This window comes from Pseudomonas sp. GW823-FHT03E05 (assembly GCF_058796855.1).
Window position 1 is genome coordinate 710,102 of the sequence record NZ_JBXAJB010000003.1, and the last position, 17,401, is coordinate 727,502.

19 protein-coding genes are annotated in these 17,401 nt (G+C 65.1%); 9 read left to right on the forward strand and 10 right to left on the reverse strand.

Annotated features, from left to right (window positions below; genetic code table 11):
- Window positions 1-52: 52 nt before the first annotated feature.
- On the reverse strand, window positions 53-559 hold the full coding sequence (gene def / locus AC1RCO_RS16275) for a peptide deformylase (RefSeq protein ID WP_011058411.1): 507 nt from the start codon (window positions 557-559) through the stop codon (window positions 53-55).
- A gap of 153 nt (window positions 560-712) precedes the next feature.
- Here def and AC1RCO_RS16280 point away from each other — a divergent pair, with 153 nt between their 5' ends.
- The 3 genes from AC1RCO_RS16280 (at window position 713) to tsaC (ending at window position 3,529) form a co-directional block, all read left to right on the forward strand.
- Window positions 713-1,723, forward strand: a complete 1,011-nt coding sequence (locus AC1RCO_RS16280) for a LysM peptidoglycan-binding domain-containing protein (protein ID WP_015633617.1) — start codon at window positions 713-715, stop codon at window positions 1,721-1,723.
- Window positions 1,724-1,810: 87 nt separating this feature from the next.
- Window positions 1,811-2,917 carry a DNA-processing protein DprA gene (gene dprA, locus AC1RCO_RS16285; RefSeq protein ID WP_103290868.1) on the forward strand — a complete coding sequence of 369 codons (1,107 nt, stop codon included), beginning with the start codon at window positions 1,811-1,813 and terminating at the stop codon, window positions 2,915-2,917.
- Between the two features lie 54 nt (window positions 2,918-2,971).
- Entirely contained in the window at window positions 2,972-3,529 is a 558-nt protein-coding gene (gene tsaC, locus AC1RCO_RS16290) for an L-threonylcarbamoyladenylate synthase type 1 TsaC (protein WP_011058414.1), read from the forward strand.
- A gap of 64 nt (window positions 3,530-3,593) precedes the next feature.
- Here tsaC and AC1RCO_RS16295 read toward each other — a convergent pair whose 3' ends face one another.
- Window positions 3,594-4,571 (reverse strand): NADPH:quinone reductase, encoded by a 978-nt coding sequence (locus AC1RCO_RS16295; protein WP_492617868.1) that lies wholly within the window; start codon window positions 4,569-4,571, stop codon window positions 3,594-3,596.
- 167 nt (window positions 4,572-4,738) lie between these two features.
- Here AC1RCO_RS16295 and hemF point away from each other — a divergent pair, with 167 nt between their 5' ends.
- On the forward strand, window positions 4,739-5,656 hold the full coding sequence (gene hemF, locus AC1RCO_RS16300) for an oxygen-dependent coproporphyrinogen oxidase (protein ID WP_011058416.1): 918 nt from the start codon (window positions 4,739-4,741) through the stop codon (window positions 5,654-5,656).
- A gap of 93 nt (window positions 5,657-5,749) precedes the next feature.
- Window positions 5,750-6,571, forward strand: coding sequence for a shikimate dehydrogenase (gene aroE, locus AC1RCO_RS16305; protein ID WP_492617869.1), 822 nt, complete (start codon window positions 5,750-5,752; stop codon window positions 6,569-6,571).
- Between the two features lie 105 nt (window positions 6,572-6,676).
- On the opposite strand, the gene AC1RCO_RS16310 is transcribed toward aroE, so the two are convergent.
- The 3 genes from AC1RCO_RS16310 to betC form a co-directional block, all read right to left on the reverse strand.
- The gene (locus AC1RCO_RS16310; protein WP_262214125.1) at window positions 6,677-8,245 is read right to left on the reverse strand and encodes a SulP family inorganic anion transporter; all 1,569 of its coding nucleotides are present in this window, start codon (window positions 8,243-8,245) and stop codon (window positions 6,677-6,679) included.
- A gap of 100 nt (window positions 8,246-8,345) precedes the next feature.
- Complete coding sequence (gene choX, locus AC1RCO_RS16315; RefSeq protein ID WP_011058419.1) at window positions 8,346-9,263, reverse strand: choline ABC transporter substrate-binding protein; 918 nt, start codon at window positions 9,261-9,263, stop codon at window positions 8,346-8,348.
- A gap of 17 nt (window positions 9,264-9,280) precedes the next feature.
- On the reverse strand, window positions 9,281-10,795 hold the full coding sequence (gene betC, locus AC1RCO_RS16320; protein ID WP_072443349.1) for a choline-sulfatase: 1,515 nt from the start codon (window positions 10,793-10,795) through the stop codon (window positions 9,281-9,283).
- Window positions 10,796-10,909: 114 nt separating this feature from the next.
- On the opposite strand from betC, the gene AC1RCO_RS16325 reads away from it, so the two are divergent.
- A complete protein-coding gene (locus tag AC1RCO_RS16325; RefSeq protein ID WP_183001281.1) occupies window positions 10,910-11,860 on the forward strand; it encodes a choline sulfate utilization transcriptional regulator in 951 nt (316 codons plus the stop codon).
- Here AC1RCO_RS16325 and AC1RCO_RS16330 read toward each other — a convergent pair.
- Window positions 11,857-12,522 (reverse strand): NAD(P)-dependent oxidoreductase, encoded by a 666-nt coding sequence (locus AC1RCO_RS16330; RefSeq protein ID WP_041774015.1) that lies wholly within the window; start codon window positions 12,520-12,522, stop codon window positions 11,857-11,859. The genes AC1RCO_RS16325 and AC1RCO_RS16330 overlap by 4 nt on opposite strands.
- Before the next feature lie 82 nt (window positions 12,523-12,604).
- On the opposite strand from AC1RCO_RS16330, the gene AC1RCO_RS16335 reads away from it, so the two are divergent.
- Window positions 12,605-12,931, forward strand: a complete 327-nt coding sequence (locus AC1RCO_RS16335) for a DOPA 4,5-dioxygenase family protein (protein ID WP_011058423.1) — start codon at window positions 12,605-12,607, stop codon at window positions 12,929-12,931.
- A 55-nt stretch (window positions 12,932-12,986) separates the two neighbouring features.
- Here AC1RCO_RS16335 and AC1RCO_RS16340 read toward each other — a convergent pair whose 3' ends face one another.
- The 3 genes from AC1RCO_RS16340 to trpB all read right to left on the reverse strand — a co-directional run bounded on the left by AC1RCO_RS16340 (window position 12,987) and on the right by trpB (window position 15,584).
- On the reverse strand, window positions 12,987-13,430 hold the full coding sequence (locus AC1RCO_RS16340; RefSeq protein ID WP_401022581.1) for an anti-virulence regulator CigR family protein: 444 nt from the start codon (window positions 13,428-13,430) through the stop codon (window positions 12,987-12,989).
- Window positions 13,431-13,551: 121 nt separating this feature from the next.
- The gene (gene trpA, locus AC1RCO_RS16345; RefSeq protein ID WP_492617870.1) at window positions 13,552-14,364 is read right to left on the reverse strand and encodes a tryptophan synthase subunit alpha; all 813 of its coding nucleotides are present in this window, start codon (window positions 14,362-14,364) and stop codon (window positions 13,552-13,554) included.
- Entirely contained in the window at window positions 14,364-15,584 is a 1,221-nt protein-coding gene (gene trpB / locus AC1RCO_RS16350) for a tryptophan synthase subunit beta (protein ID WP_011058426.1), read from the reverse strand. The genes trpA and trpB overlap by 1 nt, the downstream gene beginning before the upstream one ends.
- A gap of 147 nt (window positions 15,585-15,731) precedes the next feature.
- Here trpB and AC1RCO_RS16355 point away from each other — a divergent pair, with 147 nt between their 5' ends.
- Complete coding sequence (locus AC1RCO_RS16355; RefSeq protein WP_011058427.1) at window positions 15,732-16,625, forward strand: LysR family transcriptional regulator; 894 nt, start codon at window positions 15,732-15,734, stop codon at window positions 16,623-16,625.
- On the opposite strand, the gene AC1RCO_RS16360 is transcribed toward AC1RCO_RS16355, so the two are convergent.
- Window positions 16,622-16,948: an ElaB/YgaM/YqjD family protein gene (locus AC1RCO_RS16360; RefSeq protein WP_011058428.1), complete on the reverse strand. Its 327-nt coding sequence runs from the start codon at window positions 16,946-16,948 to the stop codon at window positions 16,622-16,624. The genes AC1RCO_RS16355 and AC1RCO_RS16360 overlap by 4 nt on opposite strands.
- Window positions 16,949-17,106: 158 nt before the next feature.
- Between AC1RCO_RS16360 and AC1RCO_RS16365 the strand changes: the two genes are divergently transcribed.
- Window positions 17,107-17,322 carry a dodecin gene (locus AC1RCO_RS16365; protein WP_011058429.1) on the forward strand — a complete coding sequence of 72 codons (216 nt, stop codon included), beginning with the start codon at window positions 17,107-17,109 and terminating at the stop codon, window positions 17,320-17,322.
- Window positions 17,323-17,401: the final 79 nt, after the last annotated feature.

The following is a 17,401-nucleotide window of genomic DNA, read 5'->3' on the forward strand; positions in this document are numbered from 1 at the left end:
AACATGCGGAAAAGAAAAAGGCTTGCCGTAGCAAGCCTTTGCAAGACGGTCATCAAGCCTGCTGGCGATGCTGCTTTTCCAGCTTCTTCTTGATCCGGTCACGCTTGAGCGTGGACAGGTAGTCGACGAACAACTTGCCGTTCAGGTGGTCGCATTCGTGCTGGATGCACACGGCGAGCAAACCTTCGGCGATCAGTTCGTAGGGCTGGCCGTCGCGGTCCAGGGCCTTGATCTTGACCCGTTGCGGGCGGTCGACGTTTTCGTAGAAGCCCGGTACCGAAAGGCAGCCTTCCTGGTACTGGTCCATCTCGTCGGTCAGGGCTTCGAACTCGGGGTTGATGAACACCCGTGGTTCGCTGCGGTCTTCGGACAGGTCCATGACCACCACGCGTTTGTGCACGTTGACCTGGGTCGCCGCCAGACCGATGCCTGGGGCCTCATACATTGTTTCAAACATGTCGTCGACCAACTGACGCACTTCGTCGTCCACTACGGCCACTGGTTTGGCGATAGTGCGCAGGCGCGGATCAGGGAATTCGAGGATGTTTAAAATGGCCATAAGCGCAATTGCTACACGTGTGAAGTAAGGGCGGAGTCGGCGTCCGCGCAGGTTCTGGACCTGGGCCGCCGGTGCAAAACGTGCTCTGGGATGGAGCGAGCCGTGCAGGCTCTGGCGTTTCACGCGAACGCACATAATAAAGGGATTCAGCCCATGAGGAAATCACTGTTCGCCCTGCTGCTGGCGGGCTGGACCGCCATCGGCCAGGCCCAGGTGCAACTGCGGGACAGTTATCCACAGCACTATCGGGTGCAGCCGGGCGATACCCTGTGGAGCGTCGCCAGCCTGTACCTGCAGCAGCCCTGGCAATGGCGCGAGCTCTGGCCGGCGGGCTTCGCCGGGCAGATCTTCCCCGGTGACCGCCTGCAACTGGTGCGCAATGACGGCCCGCCACGCCTGCAGCTGGAGCGACCAGCGGCGCCGCCGACGGTCAAGCTCGCGCCCCAGGCCCGGCGCCTGCCCCCTGCCCCGATTCCGAGTATTCCCCTGCAAGCGATCAGCAGCTTCTTGCTGGACAACCGCATCGTCGATCAGCCCGGGGCCCTGGAGCAGGCGCCGTATATCGTGGCCGGCGAGGGCGAGCGGGTGCTGGGTGGCATGGGCGACCGGCTTTTCGCCCGTGGCCGGCTGGACCCTGAGCAGCCGGTCTATGAGCTGTTCCGCCAGGGCAAGGTCTACCGCGACCCCCTGAGCCAGGAACTGCTGGGGGTCAACGCCGACGCCATCGGCAGCGCCCGGGTGGTGGCGAGCGAAGGTGACCTGGCCACCCTCGCCTTGCAGAGCAGCAACCAGGAAGTGCGCCTGGGTGATCGCTTGCTGGCCGCCGATACCTCGGGGTTGCCGGGCTCCTTCAACCCCAGTGCCCCGCAACGGCCGGTGGAAGGGCTGATCATCGACGTGCCCCGAGGGGTCACCCAGATCGGCGCCCTGGATGTGGTGACCCTCAACCGCGGGCGCCGCGACGGCCTGCTGGAGGGCAACGTACTGGCGGTGATCAAGACCGGTGAAACCGTGCGCGACCGGCAAACCGGCGAGCCGCTGAAAATCCCCGACGAGGCGGCCGGCTGGCTGATGGTGTTCCGCAGCTACGACAGGCTCAGCTACGGATTGGTACTCAAGGCCACGCGTTCGCTGGCGGTGCTGGACAAGGTCCGCAACCCCTGAGGGAGATCTTTCCTCAACAAGTTACCAACAGAGTTATCCACAGCTTGTTCCAGCTCAGGCTGGAGCCCTGACGATCAAGGATGATCCATGTCGAACTCGATGAGCGGCAGCATTTCCCCGGCAGAACTGGAAGCTCGATTGCGCTTGCACGTCCTGCCCGAACTCGGGCCGATGCGTTTTCAGCGCCTGCTTCAGGCATTCGGTTGCGCGTCTAAAGCACTCAGTGCCCCGGCCAGTGCCTGGCGTTCCCTGGACCTGCCGCCGGCCTGCAGCGAGGCCCGGCGCAGCCCCCAGGTGCGCGACGGCGCCCGTCGCGCATTGGCCTGGATAGATAGCCAGGCCCAGCATTTGCTGATGTGGGACCAGCCCGGCTACCCGCCCTTGCTGGCGCAACTCGAGGATGCGCCGCCGCTGCTGTTCGTGGCCGGCGACCCCTCGATTCTCGAACGGCCGCAGTTGGCGATGGTGGGCAGCCGTCGCGCATCGCGACCGGGGCTGGACACCGCCGGGGCCTTTTCCCGCAGCCTGGCCCGCGCCGGTTTTGTCATCACCAGCGGTCTGGCCCTGGGCGTCGATGGCGCTGCCCATCAGGCGGCCCTGGATGTTGGCGGGCGCACCGTGGGCGTGCTGGGCACTGGCCTGGAAAATTTTTATCCACAGCGGCACCGGGCCCTGGCCAGGGCCATGATCGACCAGGGCAGCGCGGTGGTTTCCGAGTTCCCTCTGGATACCCCGGCGCGTGCGGAACACTTCCCCCGGCGCAATCGAATCATCAGTGGCCTGGCCTTGGGCGTGCTGGTGGTGGAGGCCAGCGTCGCCAGCGGTTCGCTGATTACCGCGCGGCTGGCGGCGGAGCAAGGCCGCGAGGTGTATGCCATCCCCGGTTCTATCCACCACCCCGGTGCCCGGGGCTGCCACCAGTTGATCCGCGACGGCGCGGTGCTGGTGGAAAGCGTGCAGCACATCCTGGAGACCCTGGCCGGCTGGCAGAACCTGCCGCCCAGCGCCTCGCTGCCGACAGCGGCCTGTACCCACCCGTTGCTGGCCTTGCTGCATGCGGCGCCCCACAGCAGCGAAGCCTTGGCCAGCGCCAGCGGCTGGCCCCTGCCCCGGGTGCTGGCGGCCCTGACCGAGCTGGAGATCGAAGGCCGTGCGGTCCATGAAAATGGGCGTTGGTATGCGCGTCTGAGCTAGGTTTTATAAGCAGGATCGGTAAACTGCGCACAGCTTTTATCTGGAGAGTCGGCAATGGTCAGCAGTTGGCGCGTGCAGCAAGCCGCACGAGAGATTCGCGCAGGGGCGGTGATTGCCTATCCAACCGAAGCGGTCTGGGGCCTGGGGTGCGATCCGTGGAATGAAGAGGCGGTGGATCGCCTGCTGGCAATCAAGTCACGGTCGGTGGACAAGGGCCTGATCCTGATCGCTGACAACATCCATCAGTTCGATTTCCTCTTCGAGGACTTCCCGGACACCTGGATCGATCGCATGTCCAGCACCTGGCCGGGGCCCAATACCTGGCTGGTGCCCCATCAGAACCTGTTGCCCGAGTGGGTCACCGGGGTCCATGACACGGTGGCGCTGCGGGTCAGCGACCATCCGCTGGTGCGTGAATTGTGCTCCCTGGTGGGCCCGCTGATTTCCACCTCGGCCAACCCCCAGGGGCGCCCGGCGGCGCGCACGCGGCTGCGCATCGAGCAGTATTTCCGTGGGCAACTGGATCTGGTCCTCAGTGGCAGCCTGGGCGGGCGCAAGAACCCGAGCCTGATCCGTGACCTGGCTACCGGCAAGGTAGTTCGGCCCTCCTGAAGCGCTTCGCCGGCAAGTCGGCTCCTACGATACTCGGTAGGAACCGGCTTGCCGGCGAAGGCGTTCAAGGCAGCAGCACAGTCGAGCCAGTCGTGCGTCGCGCCGACAGTTCGATATGGGCCTTGGCCGCATCCGCCAGGGCGAAGCGCTGGCCAATCTCGATCTTCAGCTTGCCGCTGGCAATCATGCCGAACAGGTCGTCGGCCATGCGCTGCAGGTTCTCGGCATTGTTGGCGTAGCTGGCCAGGGTCGGCCGGGTCACGTACAGCGAGCCCTTGGCCGAGAGAATCCCCAGGTTGACCCCGTCCACTGCGCCAGAGGCGTTGCCGAAGCTGACCATCAGCCCGCGTGGGGCCAGGCAATCCAGGGAGGTCAGCCAGGTGTCCTTGCCCACGCCGTCGTAGACCACCGGGCACTTCTTCCCGCCGGTCAGTTCCAGCACTCGCCGGGCCACGTCTTCATGGCTGTAGTCGATGGTTTCCCAGGCGCCCAGAGCCTTGGCGATGGCGGCCTTTTCCGGCGAGCTGACGGTGCCGATCAGCTTTACCCCGAGGGCCTTGGCCCACTGGCAGGCCAGGGAGCCGACACCGCCGGCAGCGGCGTGGAACAGCACGGTTTCGCCGCCCTGGAGTTCATAGGTCTGGCGCAGCAGGTACTGCACGGTCAGGCCCTTGAGCATGACCCCGGCGGCCTGTTCGAAGCTGATGGCGTCCGGCAGGCGCACCAGGTTGGCTTCGGGCAGCACATGCACATCGCTGTAGGCCCCCAGTGGGCCGCTGCCGTAAGCCACGCGGTCGCCGACCTTGAAACGGGTCACGGCACTGCCTACGGCGTCGACCACGCCCGCGCCTTCGGCCCCCAGGCCCGAAGGCAGGGCGGGCGGTGCGTAGAGACCGCTGCGGAAATAGGTGTCGATGAAGTTCAGGCCGATGGCCTTGTTGCTGACGCGAACCTGTTGCGGGCCCGGTTCCGCCGGTTGGTAATCCACATATTCGAGCACTTCGGGGCCGCCATGGGCGCGGAACTGGATACGTTTGGCCATCTGCATTCTCTCCTCGGACGTGTCGTGAAAGTGCTCTATCGGACTCCTCTGCTTGACCTTCGTCAACTGCGGAGCGCCCCGGCGCGGTGTTATGCTACGCGCCCATTTGCGCCGGCCCGTGCTCCATCCCTAGCGCCGCGTAGCTTTGCCCGATTCAAGGTGATGCCATGACTACCCGCACCGAGGCCGTGAAAGCCTACCTGCTCGACCTGCAAGACCGCATTTGCGCTGCACTGGAAACCGAAGACGGTGGCGCACGCTTCATCGAGGACGCCTGGACCCGGCCTGCCGGTGGTGGCGGGCGTACCCGGGTGATCGGCGACGGTGCAGTGATCGAAAAGGGTGGGGTGAACTTCTCCCATGTATTCGGCAGCGGCCTGCCGCCATCGGCCAGTGCCCACCGGCCCGAGCTGGCCGGCCGTGGCTTCGAGGCCCTGGGCGTGTCCCTGGTGATCCACCCGCACAACCCCCATGTGCCGACTTCTCACGCCAACGTGCGGTTCTTCATCGCCGAGAAGGAAGGCGAAGAGCCGGTCTGGTGGTTCGGCGGCGGTTTCGACCTGACCCCCTACTACGGCAACATCGATGACTGCGTGCACTGGCACCGGGTTGCCGAGCGGGCCTGCGCGCCCTTCGGTGCCGACGTCTACCCGCGCTACAAGGCCTGGTGCGACAGCTATTTCCACATCAAGCACCGCAATGAACCGCGGGGCATCGGCGGCCTGTTCTTCGACGATCTGAACGAATGGGACTTCGACACCAGTTTCGCCTTCATGCGCGCCATTGGCGACGCCTACATCGAGGCCTACCTGCCCATCGTCCAGCGCCGCAAGGCCGCGGCCTACACCGCGCAGCAGCGGGAATTCCAGGAATTCCGCCGGGGCCGCTACGTGGAGTTCAACCTGGTCTACGACCGTGGCACTCTGTTCGGCCTGCAATCGGGTGGACGCACCGAGTCGATCCTCATGTCGCTGCCGCCACAAGTGCGCTGGGGCTATGACTGGAAGGCCGAGCCGGGCAGCGAAGAAGCGCGCCTGACCGAATACTTCCTGCAGGATCGCGACTGGCTGGCAGCCAGCAACTAAACCGCACACCACTGTGTAGAAGCCGGCTTGCCGGCGAAAAGGCCTTCAGGCGGATGCGGTTCCTACCCCTGTGTTGAGCAAATGGGATGAGAGATGGATCAGTACGTTGTCTTTGGTAACCCGATCGGCCACAGCAAGTCGCCGCTGATCCATCGGCTGTTCGCCCAGCAGACCGGCCAGCAGCTGGAGTACAACACCCTGCTGGCGCCCCTGGATGATTTCACCGGCACCGCTCGCAGTTTCTTCGCCCACGGGCGTGGGGCCAATGTCACGGTGCCGTTCAAGGAAGAGGCCTATCGCCTGTGCGACAGCCTGACCGAACGGGCCCAGCGCGCCGGCGCGGTGAACACCCTGAGCAAGCAGGCCGACGGCCGCCTGCTGGGGGACAACACCGACGGCGCCGGGCTGGTGCGCGACCTGAAGGTGAACGCCGGGGTCAGCCTCAAGGGCAAGCGCATCCTTGTGCTGGGGGCTGGCGGCGCGGTCCGTGGTGCCCTGGAGCCGTTGCTGGCCGAGCAGCCGGAGGCCTTGGTAATCGCCAATCGCACCGTGGAAAAGGCTGAGCTGCTGGCGGAGTTGTTCGCCGACCTGGGGCCGGTATCGGCCAGCGGCTTCGACTGGCTGCAGGAGTCGGTGGACCTGATCATCAATGCCACCTCCGCCAGCCTTTCGGGCGAGCTGCCGCCGATTGCCGGCAGCCTGATCGAGGCGGGCAAGACCGTGTGCTACGACATGATGTACGCCAAGGAGCCGACACCGTTCTGCCGCTGGGCCAGTGAACAGGGCGCGGCCCTGGTGCTGGATGGCCTGGGCATGCTGGCCGAGCAAGCGGCGGAAGCCTTCTACCTATGGCGCGGCGTGCGCCCCGACAGTGCCCCGGTGCTGGCTGAACTGCGTCGCCAGCTGGCCCTGTAACCCCTCCCTCCTCGTAGGAGCTGGCTTGCCAGCGAAGGCGGCCTCAAGACTGGCGCCAGGTCCAAGGGCCTCTTCGCCGGCAAGCCGGCTCCTACGGATGGGGGTTCAGTCTTCGAAGTGGATCGGGCAGCGTTCCGGGCCTTCGAGCTTGATCAACTCTTCTTTCACCGCCTGCCGTGCCCGGCGCAGGATCAGGCTACGGTCCTGGCGTTTCAGCCGGCGCGCCTCTTGGTGCAGCATTTCCACCCCTGAGTAGTCGATAAAGTTGATCTGCCGTGCGTCGATCACCAGCCTGGGCGCGTGGCAGCGCTGCATGCGCACCTGCAGGTAATGGCTGGCGCCGAAGAAAATCGAACCGCCGACCCGCAGGATGTCTTCATCGCCTTCGCTGGACTGCTGCACCCGCGGTTGCGAAGTGCGCTTGAGGTAGAAGAACAGCGACGCCAGGACCCCGGCATAGATCGCGGTCTGCAACTCCAGGAGCAGGGTGGCGACGCAGGTCAGGCTCATCACCACGAACTCGGCGCGGCTGACCCGGAACAGCGCGCGAATGCCCCGATGGTCCACCAGCCCCCAGCAGATCAGCAGGATGCTGCCGGCCATGGCCGGGATCGGGATATGGGCGATCAGCCCGGCGCCGGCCACGGCGAACAGCGCCACCCACAGCGCCGAGAACACCCCGGCCAGGGGCGAGCAGGCGCCGGCCTCGTAGCTCAACCCGGAGCGGGTGAAGGAGCCCGAGGACAGGTAGCCGGAGAAAAACGCCCCGACCATGTTCGACAGGCCCTGGGCGCGGACTTCCTGGTTGGCGTCCAGCAACTGTTCCGAACGTGCTGACAGCGAGCGGGCAATCGACAGGCTGGTGACCAGCCCGAGCATGCCCACCGCCACTGCGCTGGGCAGCAACCGCAGGATCAGTTCCAGGTCCAGGGGCAATGGGCTAAACGGCGGCAGCCGGCCGGCGAAGGCGCTGACCAGTTGCACATGGCCAAACACCCCTGGCAGCAGCCATACCACCAGGGCACTGAACACCAGGCTCAGCAGCAGGCCGGGCCAGCGCGGCGCCAGCAGCTTGAAGGCGACCCCCAGCGCCAGGGTGCCCAGCCCCAGCAGCAGCGAAGGCCGGTCCACCTCGCCCAGGTGCTGCAGCAACTGGCTGAGGCTGTTGAGGGCGGTGGCCTGGTTCGGCAGTTCCAGCCCCAGCAGGTTGGGCAACTGGCCCAGGGCGATGACCACCGCCGCGCCGAGGGTGAAGCCCAGCACCACCGAGTGCGAGACGAAGTTCACCAGGGCGCCGAAGCGCAGCATTCCCAGCAGCCACTGGAAGACCCCGGCCAACAGCGTCAGGAGCAGGATCAGGGTGATGTAGTCCTCGGAGGCCGGCACTGCCAGGGGGCTGACGCTGGCATAGAGAACGATGGAAATCGCCGCCGTGGGGCCGCAGATCAGGTGCCACGATGAACCCCACAGGCAGGCGATCAGCACCGGGACTATGGCCGCGTACAGCCCGTACTCCGGGGGCAGGCCGGCGATCAGGGCATAGGCGATGGATTGCGGCAGAGCGAGGATCGCGCCGCTCAGGCCCACCAGCAGGTCACGGCCGACGCTGGCCCGGGTCTGGCGCGGCAGCCAGCTCAGCAAAGGCAGGAGAGATTGGCGGTCGGGCCAGGCCATGGTTCCTCACGGGTGGGTTGATTCGGTGGGCCAGGGTAAAGCATTGCCAGGCTTTGGGTGCAGGAGCCGGCTTGCCGGCGAATGGCCGGCGCACCTCGGGCTACAACCTGCTCTTCACCGCTGCCAGGGCCTCTTTGTCATCAATGGTTCGCACTCCCTCCAGCCATTGCTCCAGCACTGCCGGGTGGGCCTTGATCCAGGCCTTGGCGGCCTCGGTGTTGCTGAGTTTGCTGTTGACCACCGCGGCCATGATGCTGTTCTCCATCTCCTGGGTGAACCGCAGGTTGCCCAGCAGTTTGCCGACGTTCGGGCAAGCCTGTGCATAACCCTTGCGGGTCAGGGTGTAGACGCTGCCGCTGGCGCCGAAGTACTTTTCGCCACCGGTCAGGTAGCGCATCTTCAACTGCACGTTCATCGGGTGTGGGGTCCAGCCGAGGAAGGTGATGAAGCGCTGCTTTTTCGTGGCCCGGGACACTTCGGCGAGCATTGCCTGTTCACTGGACTCGATCAGCTTCCACTGGCCCAGGTTGAACTGGTTGCTCTTGATGATTTCCTGCAGCGACAGGTTGGCCGGCGCGCCGGAGCCGATGCCGTAGAGCTTTTTGTCGAACTTGTCGGCGAACTTGTCCAGGTCGGCAAAATCATGCACTCCGGCCTCCCACACATAGTCCGGCACCGCCAGCGTGAACTCGGTCCCTTCCAGGTTCTTGGCCAGCTGGGTGACGTCGCCATTGGCCACGAACTTGTCATGGAAGCCTTGCTGCGCCGGCATCCAGTTACCCAGGAATACATCCACCCGGCCATCCTTCAGACCACCGAAGGTGATGGGCACGGCCAGGGTGTCGATCTTCGCCTTGTAGCCCATGCCGTCCAGCAGGAAGCCGGTGATGGCATTGGTGGCGGCGATATCGCTCCACCCCGGGTCGGCCATCTTCACGGTCTCGCACGAGTCGGCCCAAGCGGATGCGCTGCCCAGGGCCAGAAGCCCGAGCGTCAGTGCTGTGGATAACCTTTGCATGCTTTTCCCCTTACGTTTTATTGGTTTTGGCAGGGTTGTGGATAACGGGCCTTGCGCTCCAGGTCATCGAGGTCGATGTGGTTGCGCATGTACTGCTGGCTGGCGTCTACCAGCGGCTGGTGGTCCCAGCTCTTGAGTTTGCCCCGGCTCAGCGCCTCGGCCACCAGCCGGCGGCGGCGCTGGCTGGCCAGGACCTGTTGGTGAATGCGCGGAATGTCCCACTTGGCCCGGGCCTCTGCCAGGAACGCGGCGAACAGCGGCCGATGCTCGGGCGACTGGCCAAGGTCGAAGCGCTCTTGCGGGTCGTGGTGCAGGTCGAAGAGTAGGCAGGGGTCGTCTTCGCTGTAGATGAACTTGTAGGCACCGCGGCGAATCATCATCAGCGGGCCGATGGTGCCTTCGGCCATGTATTCGCCGAACACCTCGTCGTGCCCGCCCTGCCCTTGCAAGTGCGGGACCAGGGAGCGGCCATCCAGCGGCAGGTCGGGCTCGACCCGGCCGCCGGCCAGCTCCACCAGGGTCGGCAGCAGGTCGGCGGTGGAGACAGCGGCGCTGACCCGGCCGGCAGTGAACTGCCCCGGTGCACAGATCAGCAGCGGTACCCGGGCGGCCATTTCAAACCAGTGCATTTTGTACCAGAGGCCGCGCTCGCCGAGCATGTCGCCGTGGTCGCCGGAAAACACGATCAGCGTGTCGTCCGCCAGCCCGGTGTCTTCCAGGGTCTGCAGCAGCTTGCCGACGTTGCTGTCGATGTAGCTGCAGGCGCCGAAGTAGGCGCGGCGCGCGTCGCGGATCTTATCCACAGGCAAGGGCTTGTCCCACAGGTCGTAGACCTTGAGCAGGCGCTGGGAATGCGGATCCAGCTCGCTTTGGGGCGGGGTCTGCGGCAGTGGAATCTGGTCGTCGCGGTACAGGTCCCAGAAGGCCCTGGGAATGGTGTACGGATCGTGGGGGTGGGTCATGGAGACGGTGAGGCAGAACGGCTGGTCGCCGGCCTCGCGCACATGGTCGAACAGGTATTGCTGGGCCTTGAACACCACCTCCTCGTCGAAATCCAGCTGGTTGGTGCGTACACAGGGGCCGGCCTGCAGTACCGAGGACATGTTGTGGTACCAGCTGGGGCGCACATCGGGCTGGTCCCAGTTCACCGCCCAGCCATAGTCGGCGGGGTAGATATCGCTGGTCAGGCGCTCTTCATAACCGTGCAACTGGTCCGGGCCGCAGAAGTGCATCTTGCCCGAGAGCGCAGTGCGGTAGCCCAGGCGCCGCAGGTAGTGGGCGTAGGTAGGCACGTCGGCGGGGAAGTCCGCGGCGTTGTCGTAGGCGCCGATCCGGCTGGGCAACTGGCCGCTGACCAAAGTGAAGCGCGAGGGTGCGCACAAGGGGCTGTTGCAGTAGGCGGCGTCGAAGACCACGCCCTGGGCGGCCAGCCGGCTGAGGTGAGGCAGCTTGATCGGCGAGGGTCCGTAGAACGGCAGCAAGGGTGCGGCCATCTGATCGGCCATGATGAAAAGAATGTTCTTGCGCTTCATGGATTCGCGGCATTCCATAGTCGATGGTTATGCGAAAGTGCTGCAATCGAGCATGGATCCCATGCCTTTGGTGGTAAAGCCCATGTACAGCAATGACTAGGATAAGCACAGCTTATGTATGAAGCCCTTGGCGACCTGTCCCTGGACCTGCTCCGGGTGTTCGAAGCAGCCGCGCGCCTGCGCAGCTTCACCGCCGCGGCGGTGGAACTGGGCACCACCCAGCCGGCTATCAGTCAGCAGATCAAGCGCCTGGAGGAGCAGCTGGGGGTGCGCCTGTTCGACCGCATCTACCGGGGCATAGAGCTGACCGAGTCTGCAGCCTTGTTGCTGGATCAGGTCCAGGCCGGCCTGCAGAGCATCGATGCCGGCCTCAGCGCCCTCAGCCAGCAGCATCAGCATGAGGTGTTGCAGGTGGCCACGGATTTCGCTTTCGCCGCCTATTGGCTGATGCCCCGCCTGCATCGCTTTCATGAGGCCAACCCCCAGGTGGATGTGAGCCTGGTCACCAGCGAGCGCAGCCACAGCATGCTGCGCAGCGATATCGACGTGGCGGTGCTGTTCGGCGACGGGCGCTTCAGGCAGGGGGAAAGCCACTGGCTGTTCAGCGAAGAAGTGTTTCCGGTGTGCAGCCCGCTGCTGCTCAAGGACCGTGCTGCACCGCTGCCCGCCCCTTCCCTGCTGGAACTGCCGCTGCTGCACCTGCGGGGTGAAGGCAGCAACCACTGGTTCGACTGGAGCGGGGTATTTCGCGAGCTGGGCCTTGCGGGTGCGCCGGCCCCAGGGCAATTGCGCTTCGACAATTACACCCTGCTGATCCAGGCGGCCATCGGCGGCCAGGGCGTGGCCATCGGCTGGCGTCACCTGGTGGATGACCTGCTGGAGCAGGGCCTGCTGTGCCGGCCCATCGCCGAGAGCGCGCTGTCCGCCTACGGCTATTACGTGGTGCTGCCCCAGCGCAAGCGCCGCGGCCCGCTGATCCAGCGTTTCGTCGACTGGCTGATGAGCGAGCAGGCCGGCAGCGCCCAGAGCCTCAAGGGGCTGGCGCTGCCGTCCATTGCCCGCTAGGTGGCGGCCTGGGGTTGGGTGGCGATGAAACTCACATGCTCGCGCAGGTGCAGATTCAGGCGCAGCTCGTCGCTGATGCCGATTGCCACGCCGTTGAGCCGTCGCAGCGGCTCGGCAAGCCCCGGCTCGAGGCTGTCGCCAACCTGGTTGAAATGCTCGATACCCAGCCCGGCCACGCCCCGCGGCGCGTTGATCAGGGTCCAGTCCAGCGCGCTGCTGCGCAGTGCATCGAGGATTTCCTGCGCGGCATGGTGAGGCAGGCTGGTGCTGGAGGGCGGGTTGTCGAGAACGCTGAACTCCCCCACCAGCATCAACCTACGGATGCCGGCCCCCTGCATGCCTTCGATCAGGGCATCCACCGCCCGTACCTGGTTCACCGGGTCGGGGGCCTGGCCGGGCGTGGTGCTGCCGGGCAGGTCGGGGGCATCCAGCAGGCAGATCACCGCCGAGCTACCGGCTACGCTCTGCTTGACCCGGTCCGGGTCGAACAGGTCGCCGCCCTTGGCGCGCAGGCCTGGGCGCGGGGCCAGCGCGGTGAGGTCGTCGAGAATGGCGATCACCTCATGCTGGCGCCTCAGGCTCTCTGCCATCAACGCACTGCCCAGGCTGCTCATGGCACCATAGAGCACCAGTTTGACCACCGGAGTTTCGGCATTTTTCATGGCCTGGCTTCCTTATTTTCCACAGGTACCGGTTGTGACCTGTGGCGAGCCTTGAGGGTTCGTCTTGATTGCGAGGGTTTGCATGCAACGGATCAAGGGCTACCACGCCCATGTCTACTTTGACGCCAGCACCATCGACCAGGCCCGGGCCTTGTGCGAGCGGGCGGCGCAGCTGTTCGAACTGAAAATGGGCCGGGTCCACGAGCGGCCGGTGGGGCCGCATCCGGACTGGAGCTGCCAGTTGGCGTTCGGCCCCGAGGTGTTTGCCCAGGTGGTGCCGTGGCTGGCCCTCAATCGCCAGGGGCTGGTGGTGTTCCTGCATCCGGATACCGGTGATGACCTGCTGGACCACACCGACCATGCGATCTGGATGGGGGCTATGCGGCCACTGGACCTGAGGGGGTTCTGAGGGCGACGGACCGCCGGCAAGCCGGCTCCTGCAGGGGCCGGCCGGTCGGGTGAGGTCAATAGAGCACGCCGTCGAGGATCTCGTAGACGATGCCGGTGCCCACGGCGATCAGCACGATGTCGCCCCCCATGCGTCGCCATTCGTACCCCGGGTACACCGGCAGACGCGACAGGGCCCGGGGCTCCAGGCGTTCGCCGTAGTAGCCGCGCGGCAGTGGCTGGCCGCGTACCAGGTGGATGCCGGGAGGCGGCGGCGCGCCCCGGACGAAGTAGCCGTGGTTGTCGCGGATGGTCTGGCGCACCGGGCCGAAATCCCGTGGCGGGCCGCCGCGCCGATCATCCCCCGGGCCACGGTGCTCGTTGCCACGGTTGTCCCAATGGTCCTGTTGTGGCCCGCCACGATCATAGCCGCCGCGCTCGTCGGCCATGACCTGCAGCAACGGGCTGGCGCTGAGCATCAGCACCGCGGCACCGGCAATCAGACGTTTGGGCATTTTCATCAGGTATTCCTCGCAACACACACAGCAAAAAGGGATTCGCCACCTTGGTCGCGAACCCCCGGGTCTTGCTGTTTAGTCTGTGTCTCGAGGCGCTAATTCCTCTGTATCAGGAACTTTACCCTCAGCTGACGCGGGCCTTACGTACGCCCTCGGACAGCGCCGCACACAGGCTCAGCACCCCATCCACCGCCTGCTCGGCAGACTCGGCGCTGGCGATGTGGTCGATCAGCGCCGAGCCCACTACCACGCCGTCGGCCAGGCGAGCGATGGCGGCTGCCTGCTCCGGAGTACGGATGCCGAAACCGATGCTGATGGGCAGGTCGGTGTGGCGACGCAGGCGGGCCACGGCTTCTTCCACGTGTTCCAGGGTGGCGGCACCGGCACCGGTGACCCCGGCCACGGAAACGTAGTAGACGAAACCGGAGCTGCCGTTGAGCACCTTGGGCAGGCGGGCGTCGTCGGTGGTCGGTGTGGTCAGGCGGATGAAGTCGATGCCGGCGGCCTGGGCCGGGTCGCACAGTTCGCTGTTATGTTCCGGCGGCATGTCCACCACGATCAGGCCATCGACACCGGCCGCCTTGGCGTCGGCGATGAAGCGCGGCACGCCGTAGTGGTGGATCGGGTTGAAGTAGCCCATGAGCACCAGCGGGGTGTCGCTGTTGCCTTCGCGGAACTCGCGAACCATCTGCAGGGTTTTCGCCAGGTTTTGCTTGGCCCCCAGGGCACGGATGTTGGCCAGCTGGATCGCCGGGCCGTCGGCCATCGGGTCGGTGAAGGGCATGCCCAGTTCGATCACGTCGGCGCCCGCTGCGGGCAGGCCCTTGAGGATCGCCAGGGAGGTGTCGTAGTTCGGGTCGCCGGCGGTGACGAAGGTCACCAGGGCGGCGCGGTTTGCTTCCTTCAGCTCGGCAAAACAGGTTTGCAGGCGGCTCATCAGTGTTTCTCCTGCTGGGACTGTTGCATGTGGTGCATCACGGTTTGCATGTCTTTGTCGCCACGGCCCGAGAGGTTGACCACCATCAGGTGATCCTTGGGCAGGTTCGGTGCGCGCTTGAAGACTTCGGCCAGGGCATGGGCGCTTTCCAGGGCCGGGATGATGCCTTCCAGGCGGCAGCACTGGTGGAACGCGGCCAGGGCTTCGTCGTCGGTCACCGAGGTGTATTCGACGCGGCCGATATCGTGCAACCAGGCGTGTTCCGGGCCGATGCCGGGGTAGTCGAGGCCGGCGGAAATCGAGTGGGCGTCGATGATCTGGCCATCGTCGTCCTGCAGCAGGAAGGTGCGGTTGCCGTGCAGTACGCCGGGTACGCCGCCGTTGAGGCTGGCGGCGTGCTTGCCGGTCTCGATGCCGTAGCCGGCGGCTTCGACGCCGATGATCTCGACGCTCTTGTCGTCAAGGAACGGGTGGAACAGGCCCATGGCGTTGGAACCGCCACCGATGCACGCCACCAGGCTGTCCGGCAGGCGGCCTTCCTGGGCTTGCATCTGCTCGCGGGTCTCCTTGCCGATGACCGCCTGGAAGTCGCGGACCATGGCCGGGTACGGGTGCGGGCCGGCGACGGTGCCGATCAGGTAGAAGGTGCTGTCGACGTTGGTCACCCAGTCACGCAGGGCTTCGTTCATCGCGTCCTTCAGGGTGCCGGTGCCGGCCACCACCGGGATCACTTCGGCGCCCAGCAGCTTCATGCGAAATACGTTGGCCTGTTGGCGCTCGATGTCGGTGGTGCCCATGTAGATCACGCAATCCAGGCCAAAACGCGCGGCCACGGTGGCGGTGGCCACGCCATGCATGCCGGCGCCGGTCTCGGCGATGATGCGTTTCTTGCCCATGCGCCGCGCCAGCAGGATCTGGCCGATGCAGTTGTTGATCTTGTGCGCGCCGGTGTGGTTCAGCTCTTCACGCTTGAGGTAGATCTTGGCGCCGCCGCAGTGCTCGGTCAGGCGTTCGGCGAAGTACAGCGGGCTGGGGCGGCCCACGTAATCGCGCTGGAAGTAGGCCAGCTCCTTGAGGAATTCGGGATCCTCCTTGGCCTTTTCGTATTCGCGGGCCAGGTCGAGGATCAGCGGCATCAGGGTTTCGGCCACGTAACGGCCGCCGAATGCGCCGAACAGGCCGTTGTCGTCAGGGCCATTGCGTAATTGGGACTGGGTCATTGCAGCGCTCCCGGGGGAAGTTTGGAGAAAGAAGGCCTGGTGGAAAGACCGCTTCGTAGAAACACAATGGAGCCCACTCTACCCCTGACATCCGATGCTGAAAACCGATAAGATCGCCGCAACCTGTCAGGAAAACTCACAGATAAAATGAGCCGCGACCTGCCTCCCCTGAATGCCCTGCGGGCCTTCGAAGCCACTGCCCGGCTCAATAGCGTCAGCCAGGCGGCCGAACAGCTGCACGTCACCCACGGCGCGGTCAGCCGGCAGTTGAAGGTGCTTGAAGAACACCTGGGGCTGAGCCTTTTCGTCAAGGAAGGCCGTGGCCTTAAACTCACAGATGCCGGCATTCGCCTGCGCGATGCCAGCAGCGAGGCCTTCGAGCGCCTGCGGGATGTCTGCGCCGAGCTGACCCAGGGCAGCGCCGATGCGCCCTTTGTCCTGGGCTGTTCCGGAAGCCTGCTGGCGCGCTGGCTGATCCCGCGCCTGGGGCGCCTGAACGCCGACCTGCCGGACCTGCGCTTGCACCTTTCGGCCGGTGAAGGCGACCTCGACCCCCGGCGCCCGGGCCTGGATGCCTTGCTGGTCTTTGCCGAGCCGCCCTGGCCGGCGGACATGCAGGTCTATGAACTGGCCAGCGAACGCATCGGCCCGGTGCTCAGCCCGCGCTATGCCGGTTATCCACGCCTGCGGCAGGCGCCGGCTGGCGTCCTGGCCAGCGAGGCCCTGCTGCACACCACTTCCCGCCCCCAGGCCTGGCCCAGTTGGGCGCGGCGCAACGACCTGAATCCCGAAACGTTGAAGTACGGGCAGGGTTTCGAGCATCTGTATTATTTGCTGGAGGCGGCCGTGGCGGGCCTGGGGGTGGCAATTGCCCCGCAGCCGCTGGTGGCCGAGGACTTGCTGGCGGGCAGGCTGGTTGCGCCCTGGGGTTTTTCCGACACCCCGGGGCAACTGGCGCTGTGGTTACCCAAGCGCGCCGCGGATGGGCGCGCCCGGCAATTGGCGCAGTGGCTGGAAAACGAACTGCGCCAGCAGCTTTAGTCGCCGCGCTTGCACAGCAGATAGGCGGCCAGCAGGCCGATGGCACCCACGGCGACCCCGGCGGTGGTCCAGGGGTGTTCCTGGGCATAGTCGCGGGTCGCGATCCCGGTTTCACGGGTTTTCACTTTGACTTCTTCATAGGCATCGCTGAGCAGGCTGCGCGAATGCTTCAGCGCGCTTTCGGCATTGCTCTTGAGCGCCTTGAGGGTCTTGCGCGACTCGTCGGACGCATCGTCCTTCAGGCTTTCCAGCGATTTGAGCAGGCTGGAGATCTCGGCTTCCATACTTTCCAGTGAGGCTTTGCGTAACGAGGTGTTGGCCATGTCGGCTCTCCTGCAGGGTGGTGAATGGGCTGTGTAGGTTCCGACTGCGGCGTGTTGGGAAAGTGCAGAAAATCTGAACTTAGCCTTGGGCGCAGGCGCCACAAGTAATAAGAAAAATCACTGCTAGGCTGTAATTCACAGCTAAAAAGGAGAGCGCCATGACTGATCATCACACTTACAAGAAAGTCGAACTGGTGGGTTCGTCGCCGAACAGCATCGAAGATGCGATCAACAACGCGCTGGCGGAAGCGCACAAGAGCATCAAGCACCTGGAATGGTTCGAAGTGACTGAAACCAGGGGCCATATCAAGGACGGCAAAGCGGCGCATTTTCAGGTCACGCTCAAGGTGGGCTTCCGAATTGCCAATAGTTGAAGGCTTGAGCTAGGCTCTGGAACTTGTGCGCTGGCCGAGTGCCATAGGAAATGGCAAAGCGCTACAAGTGTCTTGAGCC